Annotated in this window: 14 protein-coding genes; 9 read left to right on the top strand and 5 right to left on the bottom strand. The window is 46.3% G+C overall.

Going from position 1 to position 18490, the window contains the following annotated elements; genetic code table 11:
* The first annotated feature begins 7 nt into the window (after nucleotides 1-7).
* A complete protein-coding gene (gene ffh, locus AZH43_RS10635) occupies nucleotides 8-1414 on the top strand; it encodes a signal recognition particle protein (protein ID WP_067669476.1) in 1407 nt (468 codons plus the stop codon).
* Nucleotides 1415-1751: 337 nt separating this feature from the next.
* Here the strand turns inward: ffh and AZH43_RS10640 are convergent, their stop codons facing one another.
* Both AZH43_RS10640 and AZH43_RS10645 read right to left on the bottom strand, forming a co-directional pair.
* The gene (locus AZH43_RS10640) at nucleotides 1752-2495 is read right to left on the bottom strand and encodes a type III pantothenate kinase (RefSeq protein WP_067669478.1); all 744 of its coding nucleotides are present in this window, start codon (nucleotides 2493-2495) and stop codon (nucleotides 1752-1754) included.
* Nucleotides 2496-2509: 14 nt separating this feature from the next.
* On the bottom strand, nucleotides 2510-3271 hold the full coding sequence (locus tag AZH43_RS10645) for a biotin--[acetyl-CoA-carboxylase] ligase (protein ID WP_067669480.1): 762 nt from the start codon (nucleotides 3269-3271) through the stop codon (nucleotides 2510-2512).
* A 27-nt stretch (nucleotides 3272-3298) separates the two neighbouring features.
* Here AZH43_RS10645 and AZH43_RS10650 point away from each other — a divergent pair, with 27 nt between their 5' ends.
* The 5 genes from AZH43_RS10650 to ligA all read left to right on the top strand — a co-directional run bounded on the left by AZH43_RS10650 (nucleotide 3299) and on the right by ligA (nucleotide 11537).
* Nucleotides 3299-4108, top strand: coding sequence for a sulfite exporter TauE/SafE family protein (locus AZH43_RS10650; RefSeq protein WP_067669482.1), 810 nt, complete (start codon nucleotides 3299-3301; stop codon nucleotides 4106-4108).
* Between the two features lie 144 nt (nucleotides 4109-4252).
* The gene (locus tag AZH43_RS10655; RefSeq protein ID WP_067669484.1) at nucleotides 4253-4948 is read left to right on the top strand and encodes a GntR family transcriptional regulator; all 696 of its coding nucleotides are present in this window, start codon (nucleotides 4253-4255) and stop codon (nucleotides 4946-4948) included.
* Nucleotides 4949-4958: 10 nt separating this feature from the next.
* Nucleotides 4959-8411, top strand: a complete 3453-nt coding sequence (smc, locus tag AZH43_RS10660; RefSeq protein WP_067669486.1) for a chromosome segregation protein SMC — start codon at nucleotides 4959-4961, stop codon at nucleotides 8409-8411.
* 1 nt (nucleotide 8412) lies between these two features.
* Nucleotides 8413-9405 (top strand): cell division protein ZipA C-terminal FtsZ-binding domain-containing protein, encoded by a 993-nt coding sequence (locus tag AZH43_RS10665; protein ID WP_067669488.1) that lies wholly within the window; start codon nucleotides 8413-8415, stop codon nucleotides 9403-9405.
* A 107-nt stretch (nucleotides 9406-9512) separates the two neighbouring features.
* A complete protein-coding gene (gene ligA, locus AZH43_RS10670; RefSeq protein WP_067669490.1) occupies nucleotides 9513-11537 on the top strand; it encodes an NAD-dependent DNA ligase LigA in 2025 nt (674 codons plus the stop codon).
* Nucleotides 11538-11722: 185 nt separating this feature from the next.
* Here ligA and AZH43_RS10675 read toward each other — a convergent pair whose 3' ends face one another.
* Nucleotides 11723-12808: an SDR family oxidoreductase gene (locus AZH43_RS10675; RefSeq protein ID WP_081406809.1), complete on the bottom strand. Its 1086-nt coding sequence runs from the start codon at nucleotides 12806-12808 to the stop codon at nucleotides 11723-11725.
* A gap of 329 nt (nucleotides 12809-13137) precedes the next feature.
* Complete coding sequence (locus AZH43_RS10680; RefSeq protein ID WP_081406811.1) at nucleotides 13138-14463, bottom strand: ISNCY family transposase; 1326 nt, start codon at nucleotides 14461-14463, stop codon at nucleotides 13138-13140.
* 440 nt (nucleotides 14464-14903) lie between these two features.
* Here AZH43_RS10680 and rlmF point away from each other — a divergent pair, with 440 nt between their 5' ends.
* Together rlmF and ftn are read left to right on the top strand one after the other, a co-directional pair.
* Nucleotides 14904-15878, top strand: coding sequence for a 23S rRNA (adenine(1618)-N(6))-methyltransferase RlmF (rlmF, locus tag AZH43_RS10685; protein ID WP_067669494.1), 975 nt, complete (start codon nucleotides 14904-14906; stop codon nucleotides 15876-15878).
* A gap of 375 nt (nucleotides 15879-16253) precedes the next feature.
* Nucleotides 16254-16718, top strand: a complete 465-nt coding sequence (ftn, locus tag AZH43_RS10690; RefSeq protein ID WP_067669496.1) for a heteropolymeric bacterioferritin subunit Ftn — start codon at nucleotides 16254-16256, stop codon at nucleotides 16716-16718.
* 103 nt (nucleotides 16719-16821) lie between these two features.
* Here the strand turns inward: ftn and AZH43_RS10695 are convergent, their stop codons facing one another.
* Nucleotides 16822-17394: a peroxiredoxin gene (locus AZH43_RS10695; protein WP_067669498.1), complete on the bottom strand. Its 573-nt coding sequence runs from the start codon at nucleotides 17392-17394 to the stop codon at nucleotides 16822-16824.
* A 362-nt stretch (nucleotides 17395-17756) separates the two neighbouring features.
* Between AZH43_RS10695 and AZH43_RS10700 the strand changes: the two genes are divergently transcribed.
* On the top strand, nucleotides 17757-18488 hold the full coding sequence (locus tag AZH43_RS10700; RefSeq protein ID WP_067669500.1) for a lipase family protein: 732 nt from the start codon (nucleotides 17757-17759) through the stop codon (nucleotides 18486-18488).
* Nucleotides 18489-18490: the final 2 nt, after the last annotated feature.

Genomic DNA, 18490 nt, shown 5'->3' on the forward strand with positions numbered 1-18490 from the left:
TTTTGCAATGTTTGATACCTTAACAGAACGACTCACGCAGAGTTTAAGAAATGTTACTGGCTCTGGGCAGCTAACAGAAGACAATATTAAAGATACGTTACGTGAAGTGCGTATGGCGCTTCTTGAAGCCGATGTGGCGTTACCTGTAACTCGTGAGTTCATCGCGAAAGTTAAGGAAGAAGCATTGGGTCAGGAAGTGATGACTCAGTTATCGCCAGGCCAGGCATTCGTCAAAATTGTACATGACGAACTGACTAAAATGATGGGTGAGGCCAATGAAAGCCTTGACCTAGCCGCTAAACCGCCGGTGGTCATTTTGCTGGCAGGCTTGCAGGGTGCGGGTAAAACCACCACTGCGGCGAAACTCGCACGCTTTTTACAAGAACGCCAAAAGAAAAAAGTCGCGATGGTTTCTGCGGACGTTTACCGTCCGGCGGCCATTAAGCAGCTGCAAACCGTTGCAGGCGAAGTCGGCGCGATTTTCTTTGAATCCAGTGCAGATGAAAAGCCGATTACGATTGCGACCCGTGCCATTGAGCAGGCAAAAATTCAATTTGCTGATGTCCTGATTGTCGATACTGCAGGCCGTCTGCATGTTGATGACGACATGATGGATGAGATTAAAGAGCTTCATGCGGCGATTAAGCCAACTGAAACTTTATTCGTTGTCGATGCTATGACCGGTCAGGATGCTGCCAATACAGCGAAAGCATTTAACGATGCTTTGCCGTTAACAGGTGTGATCCTGACTAAAACTGACGGTGATGCACGCGGCGGCGCGGCGCTTTCTGTCCGCGCAATTACCGGCAAGCCAATTAAATTCCTAGGGATGGGCGAAAAGCTTGATGCCCTAGAGCCATTCCATCCGGAACGTGTTGCGCAGCGTATCTTGGGCATGGGTGACGTGCTGTCTTTGGTCGAAGAAGTTGAACGCAAAATCGACAAAGAAAAAGCCGAAAAAATGGCAAAAAAATTGCAAAAAGGCGGCAGCTTCAATTTTGAAGATATGCTGATGCAGTTTGAGCAAATGAATAAAATGGGCGGCATGATGGGCTTCTTGGATAAGTTGCCTGGCATGAGCAATGCCGGTATTCAGGATGCTATTGCCCAAGCGAACCCTGAAAAACAAGTGAAAAAGATGGAAGCGATTATTCAGTCGATGACCATTAAAGAACGCCGCAATCCAGACTTGATGAACCCAAGCCGTAAAAAGCGTATCGCTGCGGGCTGCGGTATGGAAGTGGTTGAAGTGAATAAGCTGATCAAGCAGCATGCGCAGATGGCGAAAATGATGAAAAAATTTGCCAATCCGTCAGGTATGGCAAAAATGATGAAATCATTAAGCGGTATGCAGAAGCAGTTTGGCGGCGGCGGTGGCATGGGCCCGCTGTTTGGCGGTAAAGATCAGAAATAATTTGATTGAATTAAAAAGGCGCTTTAGGCGCCTTTTTTCATGCCTGCCGTTTTTGAGGCTGCGGATAAAAAATGGCCGTTCCTGATTCATCATTTAAAACATGTTTGACTCTGGCTCAGAGACTCATGCTATTTGCATTCATTACCAAAACCAAGGTCAATCTTTTATTGGCTTTCCCGCGCTTGAAAATTTCTTAGCTTAAAGCCTGACTCCTATCTAATCGCGGAATCGTTGAATTCAGTTTGCATACCATGGAGGATAAATACCAATTTTCCGCCATAGGACTAGGTACGCAGCATGACATTTTACGCGTACATGCTGCATAAGCGCTGATGCTTCAGTTTTTGGCTAGAGACAAGGTTTGAATATAAACCTGCAGCCCTTTCAGCAGCAGATCATTTTCAATTTCAGGCTGATAGCGCTGTAAGTATTGAGCAAATAAGGGGGCATCGCCGCCAGTTAAAATCAGCTTGCTTGGATATTTATCCATGACTTTTTCAATGGTGCTGAGCAGGCTGAGTAAAATGCCGTGATGCACCGCATCAATGGTATTGCGGCCTGGGCTGAGCTCATCAAATGACGCATCAGGAATTTTAATGCCTTTGGTATTTTGAATGAGGGAATCCCGCTGCAAATAAAGATTCGGCAGAATATAGCCGCCTAAATGTTCAAAGCCATCGCTCAGGTCAATGGTCAATGCCGTTCCGCAGCTGATCACACAGTATTTTTGCTGAGGATCCTGCACGACTGCCAGCATTTGCAGCCAGCGGTCAATGCCGAATTTGCTGGTATCTTCATAGGCGCAGCGCAAGCCAGCAAACTCTGCATGAACTTTGGCAAAGACGACGGGAATCTGCAAAAATTTTAAAATTTTATGAATGCGGTCGTTGTTCTTTTTGTCTTGTACCGAGGATACACCAACATGCTGTAAATCAAGGCTTTTAAAATGCTGTATTAAACCGAGCAAGAGTTCGGCAGGAGACTGCAAATGCAATTCTGCTGCCTGTTCGATGATTTGCCCATTTTCGGTAATCCAGTATTTGAGGCGGGTATTGCCGATATCGAGCCATAAATTTTTCATGTGTAATCTCTGGATCACTGCGCCGATGCGCCTATTCTGCGCAAGCGTCCCTGAAAGAAATGTTCAGTGCCATTTTCATTGCTGATTTCAATCGCGCCGTCATTGCGGATGCCGAGGAAAATGCCCTGACTAATGCCTTGCAGGTGTTCAATTTCGACCGCTTGGTCTTTAAAAGCTGCATAGTGATTGAATCGGGCCGCCAAATTGCAGCTGTCATGATTGAACCATTCGCCCGCTTGCTGAATGGCTAAATACAGTTCAGCAGTCAATTTAATGCGGTCAAAACGCGCCAGCCCGAGTTCTGTCAGCGATGTCACCGCTTGGTCAATTCCGTCTTTAGGCAAGGGCAGAACATTCAGTCCGACACCGACTACCGCTTGATGGGCATTCAGAGGCTCAATTAGGATGCCGCCCCATTTTCCTGCTGAGCTGTAGAGGTCATTCGGCCATTTTACTTGCAGGTCTAAATGCTGCAAGCTTGGCATTTGCAGGATATTTAACGCAATTTCCAAAGCCAAGCGGCCGTCAATAGCTGTTCGGGTATTGAGCAATGTGCTTAAATAGATGTTGCCTTCCGGTGAGACCCATTGGCGTTGACGCTGTCCGCGGCCCTGAGTTTGCCGAACACTGGTCACAAGGACTTGCTGTACGCCTTTGAGCGCAATTTCCCGCACATCATCATTGGTAGATGCGGTCACGGGTTTCAAGAGCAGCACTTCAGGAAGCTGATGCGCATCGCTCAGCATCTGCTGCAGTAATCGAGTCTCTAAATCCATTTGAATCTGAGAATTGTGGAATAATTGATGGAGTTAATCATATATTTGCTGATCGGCGCAATCGCTGGTTTTGCTGCGGGCTTATTTGGGGTAGGCGGCGGGTTAATAATTGTCCCGATTCTGTATATTGTTTTTACCCAAATGCATTATGACCCATCGATTATTATGCATATGGCTTTAGGCACGTCTTTGGCCACCATTATTGTGACGTCTTTCAGCTCTGTCAGCGCGCATCATAAAAAAGGCGCCGTGCTGTGGCATGTGTTCCGCAATTTAGCGCCCGGTTTAGTTGCAGGTTCGTTTATTGGGGCGGGTATTGCCGATTATCTTTCAGGACAGGGGCTGCAGCTGCTGATTGGCTGCTTTGCCATTTGGGTGGCTTTTAAAATGTTCCGAGGCGCAAGCGCTGCAGTTGATCCTACACGCCAATTGCCTTCTGTTCCAAGGCAGCTGGCCGCTGGCGGCGGTATTGGCATCGCTTCAGCGATATTCGGCATTGGCGGCGGCAGTTTAACTGTGCCGTATTTGAACCGGCACGGTGTGGTGATGCAAAAAGCCGTCGCAACATCGGCGGCGTGCGGTTTGCCGATTGCTATTGCAGGCGCATTGGGCTTTATGTGGTTTGGCAAGCAGTCAGAGGTTGCCATGCCCAATACCATCGGTTATGTGCATATTTATGCGTTTATCGGCATCAGCGTAATGAGTTTTATCACTGCCAAGCAGGGGGCGAAAGTGGCGCATATGCTGTCTCCTGCCGTGCTGAAGAAATGCTTTGCCTGTCTGCTGACGACAGTCGGCTGCTATTTTATGTATCAGGGCGTGAGCCAGCTGTTTTAAAACAGCATGGCGGAGCTTCGGATTGGCTTTATAGACATAAGATTGTCTGACAATGTCATATTTAATTGACTGGAAAACCGTTTAAATGAATGCAGATTTGGTGAAATCCATCTTTGCATTTTATAAAAACAAGACGGGAACAGCATGCACCCACAAGACGCGGACAGTTTGTCAGAACAGATTGCCAAGCACATCAGCGAGCAGATTATTCGCGGTGAGCTGGTAGAAGGAGAACGGATTCAAGAGCTGCGCATTGCTTCTGAGCTGGATGTCAGCCGCGGTTCCGTGCGTGAAGCGTTGCTTATTTTAGAACGCACCCAGCTGATTGAGATTTTCCCTCGCCGCGGCGCAATTGTGTCCGAGATGTCTGCACTGCAGGTGCGCTCTCTGTTTGATATGGCTTCTTTGCTGCTGGGGCAGATTGTGCACCGGATGGCGGAAACATGGCGCAGCCATGAGGCCGAAAAGATTCAATTATTATTAGAACAATTAAGTTCCGAGACCAGTCAGGGTCATACCGAAAAATTTTATGATTTAATCTTTCAAAGCATGGCGCGCCAGCATGAAATGGTCGGAAATCCGTATCTGATGCGTTATTATCAGGAACTGTTGCCGTCATTGCGCCGCAGCTATTTTTTAACCTTAAATATCTCGCGCAGGGAGCTTCAAGAATCTTTTGAGCTGTTTAAGCTGGTAAGCGATGCTGTTTTAATCAGAAAGTCACAACAAGCCGCTTTATTTATGGAAGATTTTTGTCGACACTTGCGTAACCTTGTGTTGGAATCGCTGACACGGATGAAACAAATTGAACTCGCGTGGGCTCGGCGCTCACGACGTTAATCAGGACACTATGCGTTTAAGCAGTTTAAAACTTTCTGGCTTCAAATCTTTTGCCGACAGTACAACATTACAATTTAAAGAGAACCGCACCGCGGTTGTTGGCCCTAATGGCTGCGGCAAGTCTAATGTGATTGATGCAATCCGCTGGGTGATGGGTGAATCCAGCGCGCGGCAATTGCGCGGCGGCAGCATGCAGGATGTCATTTTTACCGGCACGGCTAAGCGTAAACCCGTTGGCATGGCCAGCGTTGAGCTGCGTTTTGACAATACCTACGGCAAATTAGGCGGCGCTTATAATGCTTACAGTGAATTGGCGGTACGCCGTCAGGTCAACCGCGATGGACGGTCTGAGTATTTTTTGAACGGCACAAAATGCCGGCGCCGTGATATTACCGATATCTTTTTGGGTACAGGCCTTGGGCCGCGTTCATATTCAATTATTGAGCAGGGCATGATCAACCGGCTGGTTGATGCCAAACCTGAAGAAATGCGGGTGTTTATTGAAGAAGCCGCGGGCGTTTCACGCTATCAGGCGCGCCGCCGTGAAACGACGACCCACTTAGAGCACACTACGCAGAACTTATCCCGCTTAGAAGATATTGCATCAGAACTGAAATCTCAGCTGAAAACCTTAAAGCGCCAGTCTGAAACTGCAGTGCAGTATAAGGAACTGGAAACCCAAATCCGTACCATCAAAATAGAAGTGCTGTCATTTCAATGTGAACAAAGCAGCCGGCTGCAGCAGGAATATACGGTGCAGATGGATACGCTGGGAGAAAGTTTCAAGCTGGTGCGTTCTGAACTGAATACTTTAGAGCATGATTTGACGTCAACCAGTGAATTGTTTCAGCGCCTGATTCAGCAGTCGACGCCGTTGCAAAATGAATGGCAGCAGGCAGAAAAAAAACTGGCTGAACTGAAAATGACGCTGGAGCAGAAACAGGCGCTGTATTCTCAAAACTCTGAAAGCTTGGTACAGCTGGAACAGCAGAAATTTCAAAGCAAAGAGCGTTTGCAGCTTATTGAACTGCAGTTGGAAACTTTGCATGCGCAGCAGGAAGAGTTTGATGGGCAGTTAAAGCGGCAGGAAAGTCAAAGCCAAGCGCAGTCTCAGGGTTTTATCGATTTAAAGACCCAGCAGTCTGCGGTGCAGCAGCAATATGAACTGGCGAAAGCGCAAGTCGAAAAGCAGCAGCAGCAAAAACTCCAGATGCTGGCGCAAAGTGAGCAGCTGGCGAAGAATATCAGCCGTTTGGAACAGCAAAAAGATACGCTGAAACTGCAGTCTGCTCAAATTTTAAACCATGCGCAGCAGGATGAACTGGAGCAGCTGGAACAGCAGAAAGCCCAGCTGCAAAGTGCCATAGCGGAAAAAGAGCAAGCCCTGACTGAGTTAAAACAGCAGCAGGAACAGCTTCAGTCGCATCAGTCGCAGCAAAAAGCCGCGATGCAGGAGCTGAAATCAGATATTCAGGTGCTGCAGTCTGAACAGAAAAACCTCAATCAGCTCTTAATTAAGGTAAGTCCCAAAACACAGTCAGATACAGTGCGCCTGATGCAAGCGCTGCAGCTGTCTCACTTGGGGAAAGCGCATGCGGCATTAATTGAAAAATATTTGGCTAAATGGCTGCATGCTCAAGTGCTGAGTCATGCCGATCAATTCCAAGAGCATACGGCGCGTCAAATTAAGGCGTATCCAAATGCAGAAAAAATCGCGTTGCAGCCGCTGCCGTGCTTAGCCGATTGGATTGAAGCGCCGCATTCTTCTTTGTGGCTGCAGGTTGCAGTGGCTGGCAGCTTGCAGGAAGCTCTTCCTTATCAGGCGCAGCTGCAGGCCGGCCAGTCTATTTTAACTTTGGACGGCTATCAGGTTGGCGCAGACTGGGTCATTGGACTGCACTATGATGAAGACAGCCAAGCGGGACAGGGCGCGCTGAGCCACCGGATCCGCTTAGATGAGATTGAGCAGGCTTTAGCGGGAAAAGGGCCGCTATTGACGGAAAGAGAGCGCGCATTGCCTCAGCTGCAGGAACAAGTGCAGCTTGTGCATAAGACGCTGCAGGCTGAACAGGATCTGCTGAAAAATCTGCAGAAAGCGCTGCAGCAGGCAGACATCGCTATCGCTAAAGTGCAAAGCGCCGCGCAGGCTTTTGCTGTGCAGAAGCAGCAATTGGGTGATCAGCTGATGCAAGTGGATGCGCAGCTGGAAGAAGATGCAATGCAGAAAGATGATCTGGAAATTGATCTGCATGCGCTGGGCATGAAGCTGGAACTGGCGCTGCCGAACTTTAAAACCTTGCAGTATCAGGCGGAAGAACTGACAGGCCAGCTTGAAGACTCCCAGCAGCTAACGCAGCAGGCGCAGCAGGAGCTGGAGCTGATCCGCCGTCAAGCCGTGCAAGCCAAACAGCAAATTGAACTGCTGGAAAAAGATGCCCTATTCTTAAAAGCGCAGCGTCAGCAGATTACGCTGCAAATGGAACAGGCGAAGAAATTTGTTGACCCTGCGCAATTAGAGTTGCCGAGTTTGCAGTCACAGCATGCCGAACAGGCTGAAAAAACTGAAAAGCTGCAAAAGAAATGGGTGGAGTGGCAGCAGGAGCTGAACAGCATTCAGTCCAAGCAAAAAGAACTGACGGAACAGCGCCACAGTCATCAGCAGCAGGATGAAAAACTGCGCGCTGAACTGGAGCAAAAGCGTTTGGCTTGGCAATCCGCCCAGTCTGACCTGCAGCATTACAGCGAACAGCTGAAGGAGCTGAACAGTGAAATGCTGACCGGACTGCAGATTGATATAGCCTCGCATCAGCAGATCTTGGCCAAAGCCCAGCAGCAGTTTGATAAATTGGGCGCAGTCAACTTGGCCGCTTCTGCCGAATATGACGATGTATTAAAGCGCTATGAAGAGCTCAGCCATCAAATTGAAGACTTGGAAAAAACTGTAGAACAGCTGCAAGGCGCGATGAAAAGCATCGATCAGGAAACCCGTAAACTGTTCATGACCACATTTGATCAGATCAATGTGGAACTGCAGGAGCTGTTTCCGAAGGTCTTTAATGGCGGCGAAGCGAGTTTAAGCCTTGAAGACGGCTGGCAATCGGGTGTAAAACTGATGGCTAGACCGCCCGGCAAGCGCAACAGTTCGTTGGCATTGCTGTCCGGCGGTGAAAAAGCCCTGACGGCATTGGCATTGGTATTTGCTATTTTCAGATTGAATCCTGCGCCATTCTGCGTGCTGGATGAGGTGGATGCGCCTTTAGACGATGCAAATGTAGGAAGGTTTTGTAATTTGGTAAAAGAACTTTCTGAACAGGTTCAATTCATTTACATTACACATAACAAACTGGCGATGACCATGGCAACTGACTTGCTCGGTGTGACCATGCCGGAACCGGGAACTTCAAAATTAGTGACTGTGAATTTAGAACAGGCAAAAGAATACGGTTTAGCTGCGGAGTCATAACATGGAAATCACCACAATCGTTGGGATTGTTGTTGCTGTCATTTTGATCTTAGTGGGTTTAAGGCTGGTCTTGAAAAAGCCGTCCGATGCAGCGCCGTCGCTGGATTCTGAACTGCACATTGATCCTGATAGCCAGCAGCCAGTGATCCCGCGCCACGTCCGCAATCAATTAAGTGCGGCAGAGCGTGTTGAACCGACCTTAGCGGCAGAGTCTGCTGATGCGGAATCTGCGCCAGCTGCCGCTGCTGAAACGCCAGCTGAAAATTCAGATTCAGCAGAGGCCATTGCAGAGCTTGATGCGGCAAAGGCTCCATCTGAAACAGCGGCAGTTGCGCAAGAACAGCACACTGCAGATGATACGGGCGCGCCGGTGCAGAATAATTCAGATTCAGAAAAGGCTGAAGAGCCTGCCTCTGAAGCGGCAGCAGCTGAGGAAAAGGCGGCGCAGGAGCTTAGCCTGAACCACATTGAAAAAGCTGAAATCAGTGAATTCGAAGATGAAAGCAACATTCTGGATGCGCATCTGTATGAGCAGAAGCTGGTTGATGATGAAAGCGCGCTGGCGACGGCAGAAACTTATATTGCATTGAATGTCTATCCTGACAGCCGTGCATTGTCCGGTGAAAAAGCCTTGAAAGTTCTGCTGAAATACGGGCTGCGCTTTGGTGAGATGGCTTGTTTCCATCGTTACAGTGAAGACGGCAAGCTGCTGTTCTCTGTGTTGCAAATCAGCAATGATGGCGCCGCTGCAGGATTTGATCTGGAAACACTGTCGACTGAACAGGTCAAAGGCCTGGCATTCTTTTTGGCCTTGCCGCACAGCGATGTGCAAATTGCCTTTGATACCATGGACAGTGTATCAAGGCTGATTGCGCGTGAAATTGAGGGGACTGTTTACGATCAGAATAATCAGGAATTCACCCTGCAGCTGCGTGAACATTGGCGCCATCAGGCGATTGATTACCGTCCGGGCCAGACGGCAGCAGAAGTTTGAAATTAAAATTCTTTGATTGCAACTATTTCAGCTGATTTTTATAATCGGCGCAGATTAAAAGATGTTAAGGGCGGCAGATTCACCGCCCTTTTTTATGGTGAAAATATATGACACAGCAAAACACTGTTGTTGCGCAAATGCGCCAACTGATTCAGATTCTAGCCAAGCACAATCATGCTTACTATGTCATGGATCAGCCCACTATTGAGGACAGTGAATATGATCAATTATTTCACCAGCTGAAAGCGCTGGAAGCGCAATATCCTGAATTTGTGCAGCCGGATACGCCAACCAAGACCGTCGGCGGCAAGCCGCTGTCTAAATTTGCCAATGTGACCCATGCTGTGCCGATGCTGTCTTTGGGCAATGTTTTTAATGAAGAAGATTTATATGCATTTGCGCGCCGTGCAGAAGAGCGTCTGCCGAACCAAAAAATTGAATATGATGTCGAACTGAAGTTTGACGGCCTCGCAATTTCACTCTGGTATGAGCATGGCGTGCTGGTGCGCGGCGTAACGCGGGGGGACGGTGAAACGGGTGAGGATATTACCCAAAATGTGAAGACCATCCGCAATTTGCCTAAAGTGCTCAGTTCCGAAAAAACAGCAGTGCCTGAACTGCTGGAAGTGCGCGGTGAAGTCTTAATGCCCAAAGCGGGCTTTGAAAAACTGAATGCAGAAAATGAAGCCAAAGGTGAGAAGACCTTTGCCAATCCGCGTAATGCAGCAGCCGGCAGCCTTCGCCAGCTTGATCCTGCAATTGCGGCGTCTCGGCCTTTGGCATTCTATGCTTACGGCATTGCGCAATGTGAGCCGCCTCACGGTCAAAACACCATGTCCGCCAGTTTGGAGTGGCTGACACAGTTCGGTTTTGCCGTCGGTGAACGCCATTTTATTTGTGACAATATTCAAGATGTTCAAGCCGCTTATGAGCAGATTAATACTGAACGTCCAAATCTGAGTGTTGAAATTGACGGTATGGTCATAAAGGTGAATGACCTGAAACAGCAGCAGACGCTGGGCTTTCTAAGCCGTGAACCGCGCTGGGCGACCGCTTATAAATTCCCGGCTGTGGCGGCTTTGACCACGGTAGAGAATATTGACTGGCAGGTGGGCCGTACCGGCACTTTAACGCCGGTGGCGCGCCTGAACCCTGTGGCTGTAGGCGGTGTGACCGTATCCAATGTGACATTGCATAATATTGGCGAAATTCACCGTTTGGATGTGCGTATTGGCGATACGGTCAGTGTATACCGCAGCGGCGATGTGATTCCGAAAGTCGAAAAGGTTTGGCCTGAATTCCGCCCAGAGGGTGCAGCAGAAGTGCATTTGCCGGAATGCTGCCCGGTCTGCTCGTCACCGGTGGTTATGCCGGAAGGTGAGGCTTTGGCGCGCTGTTCCGGCGGTTTGTATTGCGCAGCGCAGCGGATTGAAGCGATCCGTCATTTCGTGTCGCGTAAAGCCATGGATATTGAAGGCTTAGGTGACCGTTGGGCAGAATCGTTGCTGCATTTGGATTTACTGAAAGATGTTGCGGATATTTACAGCCTGCATGAGCATCGGGATCAATTATTAACCATTGAAAAAATGGGCGAAAAATCGGTTCAGAACCTCATTGATTCCATTGAGAACAGCAAGAAAACGACGCTGGCGGCTTTTATTTATGCGTTGGGAATCCGCGGCGTAGGCGAGACTACGGCACGCATGCTGGCGAATACCTTCCAAACGTTTGACGCAATCCGCAATGCCGATTTAGACGCTTTGAAAAAAACACCCGATGTGGGCGATATCACGGCTGAATGGATTGTGGATTTCTTTCAGGCGCCGCACAATCTTGAAGTGGTTGACCGCTTGCTGGCGGCAGGCATTCATTGGGACGCTCCAGTCGCACCGACCCGTCAGCCGTTAAATGGCGAAAGCTGGGTTGTGACGGGGACGCTCAGCACCATGGGGCGGGATGAGGCTACGCAGCAGCTCCAAGCCTTAGGAGCGCGTGTCAGCGGCAGCGTTTCGAGCAAAACTAAATGTGTCGTTGCCGGAGAGAAAGCCGGCTCTAAATTGGATAAAGCTGAAAAGCTGGGTATTCCTGTGATGAATGAACAGCAGTTTTTGGAATTTTTGCAGCAGTATTAAGGCTGTCTTGTGAATGCCAGAAATCACTGGAATGGGTCGGTGCATTGCCACGCCGCTATACCGCTGCAGACAGAACGCGTATTGATAAAATGGATGTAATTTTCTATTTTTAGTTAAGCGTTTTGAAATGTGAAAATAAAAAAGCCACTAATAAAGTGGCTTTTTTATTGGCTTTAAATTGTGGGTTAAGAAATATATTTTTTTACGACACCGTCATCCAGCAGTTGCTGGAAATGTTCCACTAAGCTGGTTTCGATATCCCGGTAATGCATGCCCAAATCCTTTTTGCTTTTGTCCGCATTAAAATAAATAGGGTAACCCATATTCAATTCGACAAAAGATTTGGAAAACCCTGCCAATGGGCCAAACAGCTTAAATGCGGCCTTAGGCAGCTGATTGCGCGGGAAAGGGAATTTATTGCCAAAATGCCGGCGCAGAATTTTACCCATTTCCAGCAGGCTTAATGTGCCGCCGCTGACAATATAGCGTCCTTCCGCTTTCGGATTAAACGCCGCCTGCAGATGTGCATCCGCAACATCGCGCACATCGACAATTCCATTCCACATAGGCGGTACGCCCGCCAGCGTCATGCCATTGGCAAACTGCTGCAGAACTTCCACGCTGCCGGATTGTGTATTGGCGGTGAGGGATGGACCCAGCACCAATGCCGGATTAATGCAGACTAAATCCCAGCGGTTTTGCGCCTTCTGCATTTCCCATGCCTTGCGTTCTGCCATCACTTTTGAATACGGATAAGGCTGATGCACCTCAGAACTGGTGGTATTCCAATGTGATTCATCAAACTGGTTATTTTGAGTGTGCTGAATATCAATTGCATCGCCATAAGTCGAGGCAATGCTTGAGGTGACGACAACCCGCTTTACGGATTCCGTGCTATTCACGCTGTTGAGTACGTTTTCTGTCCCTAAAACTGCGGGCTCGATAATATCTTTGACTGCATCTTTATAGTTGGTGACCACAAAAGGGGAAGCCATGTGCAGGACAATTTCACAGCCTTGCATGGCCTGATCAAATGAACCCGGCTCCAGCAAATTGGCTTGAAACAGCTGCAGTGAGCCAGAACTTTCATTGGCGATTTTTTCTAAATGGGCAAAACTCTTTTTCTTATTTAAATCTCGAACGGTCGCATGCACCGTGCAGCCTTGCTCAAGCAATTGTTTAATGACCCAGCTGGCGATATAGCCTGTGGCGCCTGTAACGAGTATTGGTGTTGTCTTGGTATTCATGTTCTTCAACTTTAATTGACGCATTTTTTATCATATTGAGAATATTTAGTTTTGTCTTTGATTAATTTGAAAAAAAATATTTTTATTATTGCGTTTAATGTACTCTAAATTCGGCAGAAAACTCATGTGAATGCTACCAAAGCGATTTTTTATTGATTTCAAAAAACGCTAAGATGTGATGAATGTTGGAGAGATGCATATTCTTAATATTATGGATGCAAAATCTCATAAATAAATGGACAAAGAGTCATATCTAACTAGTGCGCTGTAATTTAAAGCCTAGATCTTCGGTCTAGGCTTCTTCTGTTATTCCGAAGTAGAAATGTCCTACCTTAAAACCAAATAGAAATGTCCTATATGGACATTTCCAAGTCAAGCACAGGATTCAGATTTCGTTCTTTGATTACTGTTTTCTGTGCACGTCTGCTTGGCATCTTTTGAGAACGATTACGTTTGTTTTGTTGTTCCAGTTCCTGATGCTGTTGCTGGATATGATTTAGAACAGCCCCCAACCGTTTATTCTCAACAATCTCTCGCTGGTTGAGCTGACTTAATTTATCGAAAATGCTGTAATTGATCGTCCGACTTTCATGCATGATGGCCACAGTACCATCCGGGTATTCTAGAAATTCAAGATATCTGCCGATTAGCCTCTGATTTTCTTCTGCATTCTCCAGGAGATATACGCATTTATCATAAGTAATGGTCAAGCTATTGGTGACTCTGCGGGGTTCACGCCAGGTAAAAATATCATCTAGTTGCTCGGCTGTTTCAGTGACAGAGCGGTGTAAGTTCTTAGGATTAAAGGCCATCTTTGCAAACTTGAGATTGAACTGCTCAATAAAGCAGGGCAACCACTTATTCGCATCTGCAATCGAACTGATACCTTCCAGGCGCATCTCCTTAATCAGACGATCCTGAAGTGTCCTGTTGGCCCGTTCCACACGTCCTTTGGCCTGAGGGGAGTTAGCGAAGATGATATCGATATTGAGGGTACAGAGTACGCGTCCAAACTGGGTAATCTTGGTGGCTTTCTTGCTGCTTTGATTCACCCTAAAGACTGAATGTTTGTCGCTGTAGAACGCTAAAGGCTTACCATGCTGTTCAACATACAAGCGTGTCGAAATCATATAGTCAAAGGCTGATTCTGATTCACAGAAGCGTAAGTGTTGCAATTTTCCTGTGGCATCATCAATAAACACCAGCAGACAGCATTTAGCAGCGCGTCCTTCGAACCAGTCATGGTGAGAGCCATCAATCTGGATCAGTTCACCATAACAATCCCGGTTATATCGAGGCTGATATGGGCGTTTCAGGCGCTTGGAGCGAGGAATCCATAGATCGGCTGCAATCATCCAGGAACGCAGCGTTTCTACTGAAAGATCTAATCCATGCACGATGGTGAGCTTTTCATGCGCTAAAGTGGGTCCGAAACCATGCAATTGATCAGAAACAATATTGAGGCACTTGAGTCTGAGTTCTTCAGGAAGTTTGGAATTGCTGATTTGGCCACGACCGGCATGGGCTAATGCAGCTGGACCTTGAGCTTTGTATTTCTGCAGTAATCGTCTGATCTGACGTTCTGAAATATGAAGTAGCTGAGCAGCCCGGGATTGAGTTATGCGTTGATCACAGATTTCCTGCAAGACTGACAATCGTTTAAGTTCTTTATCCGACATAGACACCAACATATCAAACCGTCCGCTTCGATAATCGCAAAAGCGCATATTCTAAAAGCGGACATTTTTACTTTGGAGAAACCGGACATTTCTATTTGGGGCTTACAGCTATTTTTTATTTCATATAAATCATTGTTTTATGCTGATGTGAAAAGTCCAATCATCACCGATTGGGCTTTTTTGTTGATTCTTCATGTTCCACGACTATTATTCAATCAATGTTTCACGGTTTTGTTTAATGAGATTTAATGCTATAGCAAACAAAAATGTCCAGATAAAATAAGAATAGATGTCTAAATAATTATTGATTTTGCGGATAGACAAATAAAAGCTTTGGCGCGCCATTGAGCGTTAAATTCACGTACAATATTAGTTAATTTGCAGGTATAGATCCTGCCTTATCAGATGATTCTGTTCTCCCGTTGAATATTGGCATACACATGGCGCAAGCAAAGAAATCTTTTCCGCAGCAAAAATCGGAATTACATGCACGAAATCTGCATCGCAGTCGTTACGATTTTCCTCAGCTAATCCAGAGCTGTCCGGAACTTGCGCCTTTTGTCAGCCCAAATAAATATAACGATCTATCGGTGGACTTTTCTGATCCACACGCTGTGAAAATGCTCAATAAAGCATTGCTCAAGCATTTTTATGGCATTCAATATTGGGATATTCCTCAAAATTTTCTTTGCCCGCCTATTCCGGGTCGAGCGGACTATATCCACTATTTAGCAGACTTGCTGAGTGCCAACAATAAAGCTCAGATTCCAACGGGACACGCCGTTCACGTGTTAGATATTGGGGTTGGCGCGAACTGTATTTATCCGATCATTGGTCATCGGAGCTATGGTTGGAAATTTGTCGGCTCAGACATTCATTCTGCATCCGTTAAAAGTGCTCAATTTATTGTGGAGGCAAATCCGAATCTGCATAAAGGGATTCAGATTCGATTGCAGAAGACTGCGAGCAATATTTTCAACGGTGTGATTAAATCCTCAGATCGTTTTGATTTAACGATGTGTAATCCGCCATTTCATGCCTCGCAAGATGAAGCAAACGCTACGGCAACTCAAAAATTAAGAAAACTTGGCAAGCCGGTTGATCGGACGAAGGTGGTGTTAAACTTTGGCGGTCAAAAAAACGAACTCTGGTGTGATGGCGGCGAAGAACGATTTGTCTGCCAAATGGTACAAGAGAGTATCCAGTTTGCTGAGCAATGCCTTTGGTTTAGTACACTGGTTTCCAAGAAAACAACATTGCCTGTGCTCTTAAATGCCTTAGCTAAGAGCGGAGCAGTGGATGTTAAAACCATTAAAATGACGCAGGGACAAAAAGAAAGCCGTTTTGTCGCTTGGACTTTTCTAGATTCAAGGCAACAGCAAGCGTGGAAGAATGCGCGTTGGACTTCAGCTTAAGCCTGTCTTCTCTGGAAATGATACCCTTATCTTTGACTGCAATGCATGAAGCATCAGTACAGTGCTCCCTGTATATAAGCGCAGCAGCTCAAGCGTGACGTGTTTAATCAATCAGGCGTTATTTGTGCTAAACAAGACGCATTGTTAATTGTTACAAAAAACACCAGGCTTCATTATTTGAGCAATTGGCTTGCCGGTATGCCAGTGTGTCACGCAAAGGCTTATTTTTTATGTAAAAATTACGCTGAAGTGAACTGCAAATGCGTATGTTTATCATTTAAATTTTATATAAATCATGAGCTTACAAAATTTAAGTTTTGCAATAACACCGAAACTTGTCCATAATATTTAAAAAAGGGTATGGAGTTAATCAAAATGCGTGGCAATCCAGAAGTCGTAGACTACTTAAATATGTTGATCGGTGGCGAACTGGCTGCTCGTGATCAATACCTGATTCATTCCCGTATGTATGAAGATTGGGGCCTGAATAAAATTTTTGAACGCATTGATCATGAGATGCAGGAAGAAGCATCGCATGCCGATGCTTTAATACGCCGAGTATTGTTCCTTGAAGGCACACCCAATATGAACCGTGATGATATTGTCACAGGTGAAGATGTCGTGACCTGCCTGAAAGCTGATTTGGCGCTCGAATATCATGTCCGTGAAAAGCTGGCGCAAGGCGTAAAGCTGTGTGAAGAAAAAGGCGATTACGTTACACGTGACATGCTTCGCCAGCAAATGAATGACACTGAAGAAGATCATACGTATTGGCTGGAAAAACAGCTCCGTTTGATTGAGCTGATTGGCCTGCAGAATTATATTCAATCTCAGATGTAAGATTTGCTTCATATTCCTTTTCTGAGTGAACAGATAAGGATGAAGTGAATTGGCATAAAAAAAGCCTTTGGATAATTGTCCAAAGGCTTTTTTTACAGCGCTGTTATTTTTGGCTTAACTTTTGGATATCCGCTAAAACTTGACCTGCATGGGTTTGGGTATCGACACTGCTGTAGTGGTAAACAATTGCGCCTTGAGGATCAATCAGAAAGGTTTCCCGTTTGGCTATTTTAGCAATGCCTAAATTGCGCACGATACCCAATTGATTGGCCAGCTGATAATGGCTGTCCGCTAAAATAGGAAACGGTAAGCCAAGCTTTTCAGAAAAACGCTGATGAGAGGCCACATCATCTAAACTCACCCCTAAAACCGCAGCATTGCTTTTCAAGAACTGAGGGTAAAGCGCTTTGAATTGATTGGCTTCTTGCGTACAGCCGGGCGAATTGTCTTTCGGATAAAAATACAGCACCAGCCATTTGCCCCTGTACTGTTTTAATTCATGCCACTTACCGTTCTGATCCTGCAGTTTAAATGCCGGTGCAGGTTTGCCTATCCATTGCTTTTGTTCGCTATTGAATGAGGAAAGCACAGAGCCTTCTGCATGCGCCAAAGCTGTAAATGCGGAGCAAATAGAGGCGGCGAGTAAGACGGCATTCAATGGTTTTGAAATTTTCATTGCCCGGACTTTCCTGAATAGGTTGTGTTTTGATATTAGCAAATTTCAGGACTGGGCAAGGAGGATTTGCATCAAATCAACTACAGATGGTTTTATGGTGCATAGAGATGCGAAGAATATTGATAAAGGATTTTAATGTGCTCAAGCATTTGTGATCGGTCTAATCTAGCAATGATTTTAGGTTCTTTCGCAGCGGATAGAATGTTATCTGGCTCATGCGGTTTGGCTTTGAACAGTTGCGGATAGTATTGATGCGCAGCACAAATATCGGGCAGGATTCTATTTCTTTTGCAATGCAGCTGCATAACATTGGATTTTCAGTTTTATACTAATTGAAATTTTTGCATATTCTAGAGTTATAAGTGAATCAACGAATTTTACTGATTACAGGCTGGGGCGGCGGCACCAGACTGCTGAATCCCTTAAAAGAAGCATTAACCCGGCAGGGGCATGCGGTTGAGCTGATCAATATTTTTAATGCACTGGATCAAGAAGTTTTACAGCAGCAGGCAGAGAAAGCCAGAAATTTTGATGTCATTACGGGCTGGTCTTTGGGCGGTCAACTGGCAGCATTATTGGCTGATCAAATTTATAAGCAATATGCCGAACAGAAAATACTGATTACTTTAGCGTCCAATCCCTGTTTTGTGGCGAATGATGAATGGACTGAAGGCATGGATCAATCGGTATTCCAGAATTTTAAGAAGTCTTTTGAGCATGATGCAACAGCGACATTAAAAAAATTCGGTTTTATGGTGTGTCAAGGCGTGGCAACAATCAAAGAGGATTTTGCAGCATTGCAAAATTTGATTCAGCCGCAGAATTTAGAGACGCTTCGATCAGGGCTGAATTGTCTTGAACAGTTAAATACTGCAGGGATCTTAAAGAATTATGCGGGGCAGCAGTATCATCTCTTTGCACAGCAGGATTTCTTAGTTAGCTGCAAAGTCGAGCAAAATCTTCGAAATTTCGGCGTTAAGTTTTTAGAGACTGAGCTGATTGACGGCTCGCACGGCTTTCTGGTGTTTGAATCTGAAAGCATAAGTTGCAAAATCTGCCATTATTTAAAGAAAACTGCACAAACAAACGGATAACT

The organism is Acinetobacter pragensis (assembly GCF_001605895.1).
Taxonomy (GTDB): Bacteria; Pseudomonadota; Gammaproteobacteria; order Pseudomonadales; family Moraxellaceae; genus Acinetobacter; species Acinetobacter pragensis.

What these genes read in the sequence shown, in the direction of transcription:
- rlmF (WP_067669494.1), top strand. Translation starts at nt 14,904, where the DNA reads ATGGCGCAAGCAAAGAAATCTTTTCCGCAGCAAAAATCGGAATTACAT.
- AZH43_RS10675 (WP_081406809.1), bottom strand. Translation starts at nt 12,808, where the DNA reads ATGCGTCAATTAAAGTTGAAGAACATGAATACCAAGACAACACCAATA.
- AZH43_RS10650 (WP_067669482.1), top strand. Translation starts at nt 3,299, where the DNA reads ATGGAGTTAATCATATATTTGCTGATCGGCGCAATCGCTGGTTTTGCT.
- AZH43_RS10655 (WP_067669484.1), top strand. Translation starts at nt 4,253, where the DNA reads ATGCACCCACAAGACGCGGACAGTTTGTCAGAACAGATTGCCAAGCAC.
- ligA (WP_067669490.1), top strand. Translation starts at nt 9,513, where the DNA reads ATGACACAGCAAAACACTGTTGTTGCGCAAATGCGCCAACTGATTCAG.
- AZH43_RS10695 (WP_067669498.1), bottom strand. Translation starts at nt 17,394, where the DNA reads ATGAAAATTTCAAAACCATTGAATGCCGTCTTACTCGCCGCCTCTATT.
- AZH43_RS10680 (WP_081406811.1), bottom strand. Translation starts at nt 14,463, where the DNA reads ATGTCGGATAAAGAACTTAAACGATTGTCAGTCTTGCAGGAAATCTGT.
- smc (WP_067669486.1), top strand. Translation starts at nt 4,959, where the DNA reads ATGCGTTTAAGCAGTTTAAAACTTTCTGGCTTCAAATCTTTTGCCGAC.
- AZH43_RS10640 (WP_067669478.1), bottom strand. Translation starts at nt 2,495, where the DNA reads ATGAAAAATTTATGGCTCGATATCGGCAATACCCGCCTCAAATACTGG.
- AZH43_RS10645 (WP_067669480.1), bottom strand. Translation starts at nt 3,271, where the DNA reads ATGGATTTAGAGACTCGATTACTGCAGCAGATGCTGAGCGATGCGCAT.
- ftn (WP_067669496.1), top strand. Translation starts at nt 16,254, where the DNA reads ATGCGTGGCAATCCAGAAGTCGTAGACTACTTAAATATGTTGATCGGT.
- AZH43_RS10665 (WP_067669488.1), top strand. Translation starts at nt 8,413, where the DNA reads ATGGAAATCACCACAATCGTTGGGATTGTTGTTGCTGTCATTTTGATC.
- ffh (WP_067669476.1), top strand. Translation starts at nt 8, where the DNA reads ATGTTTGATACCTTAACAGAACGACTCACGCAGAGTTTAAGAAATGTT.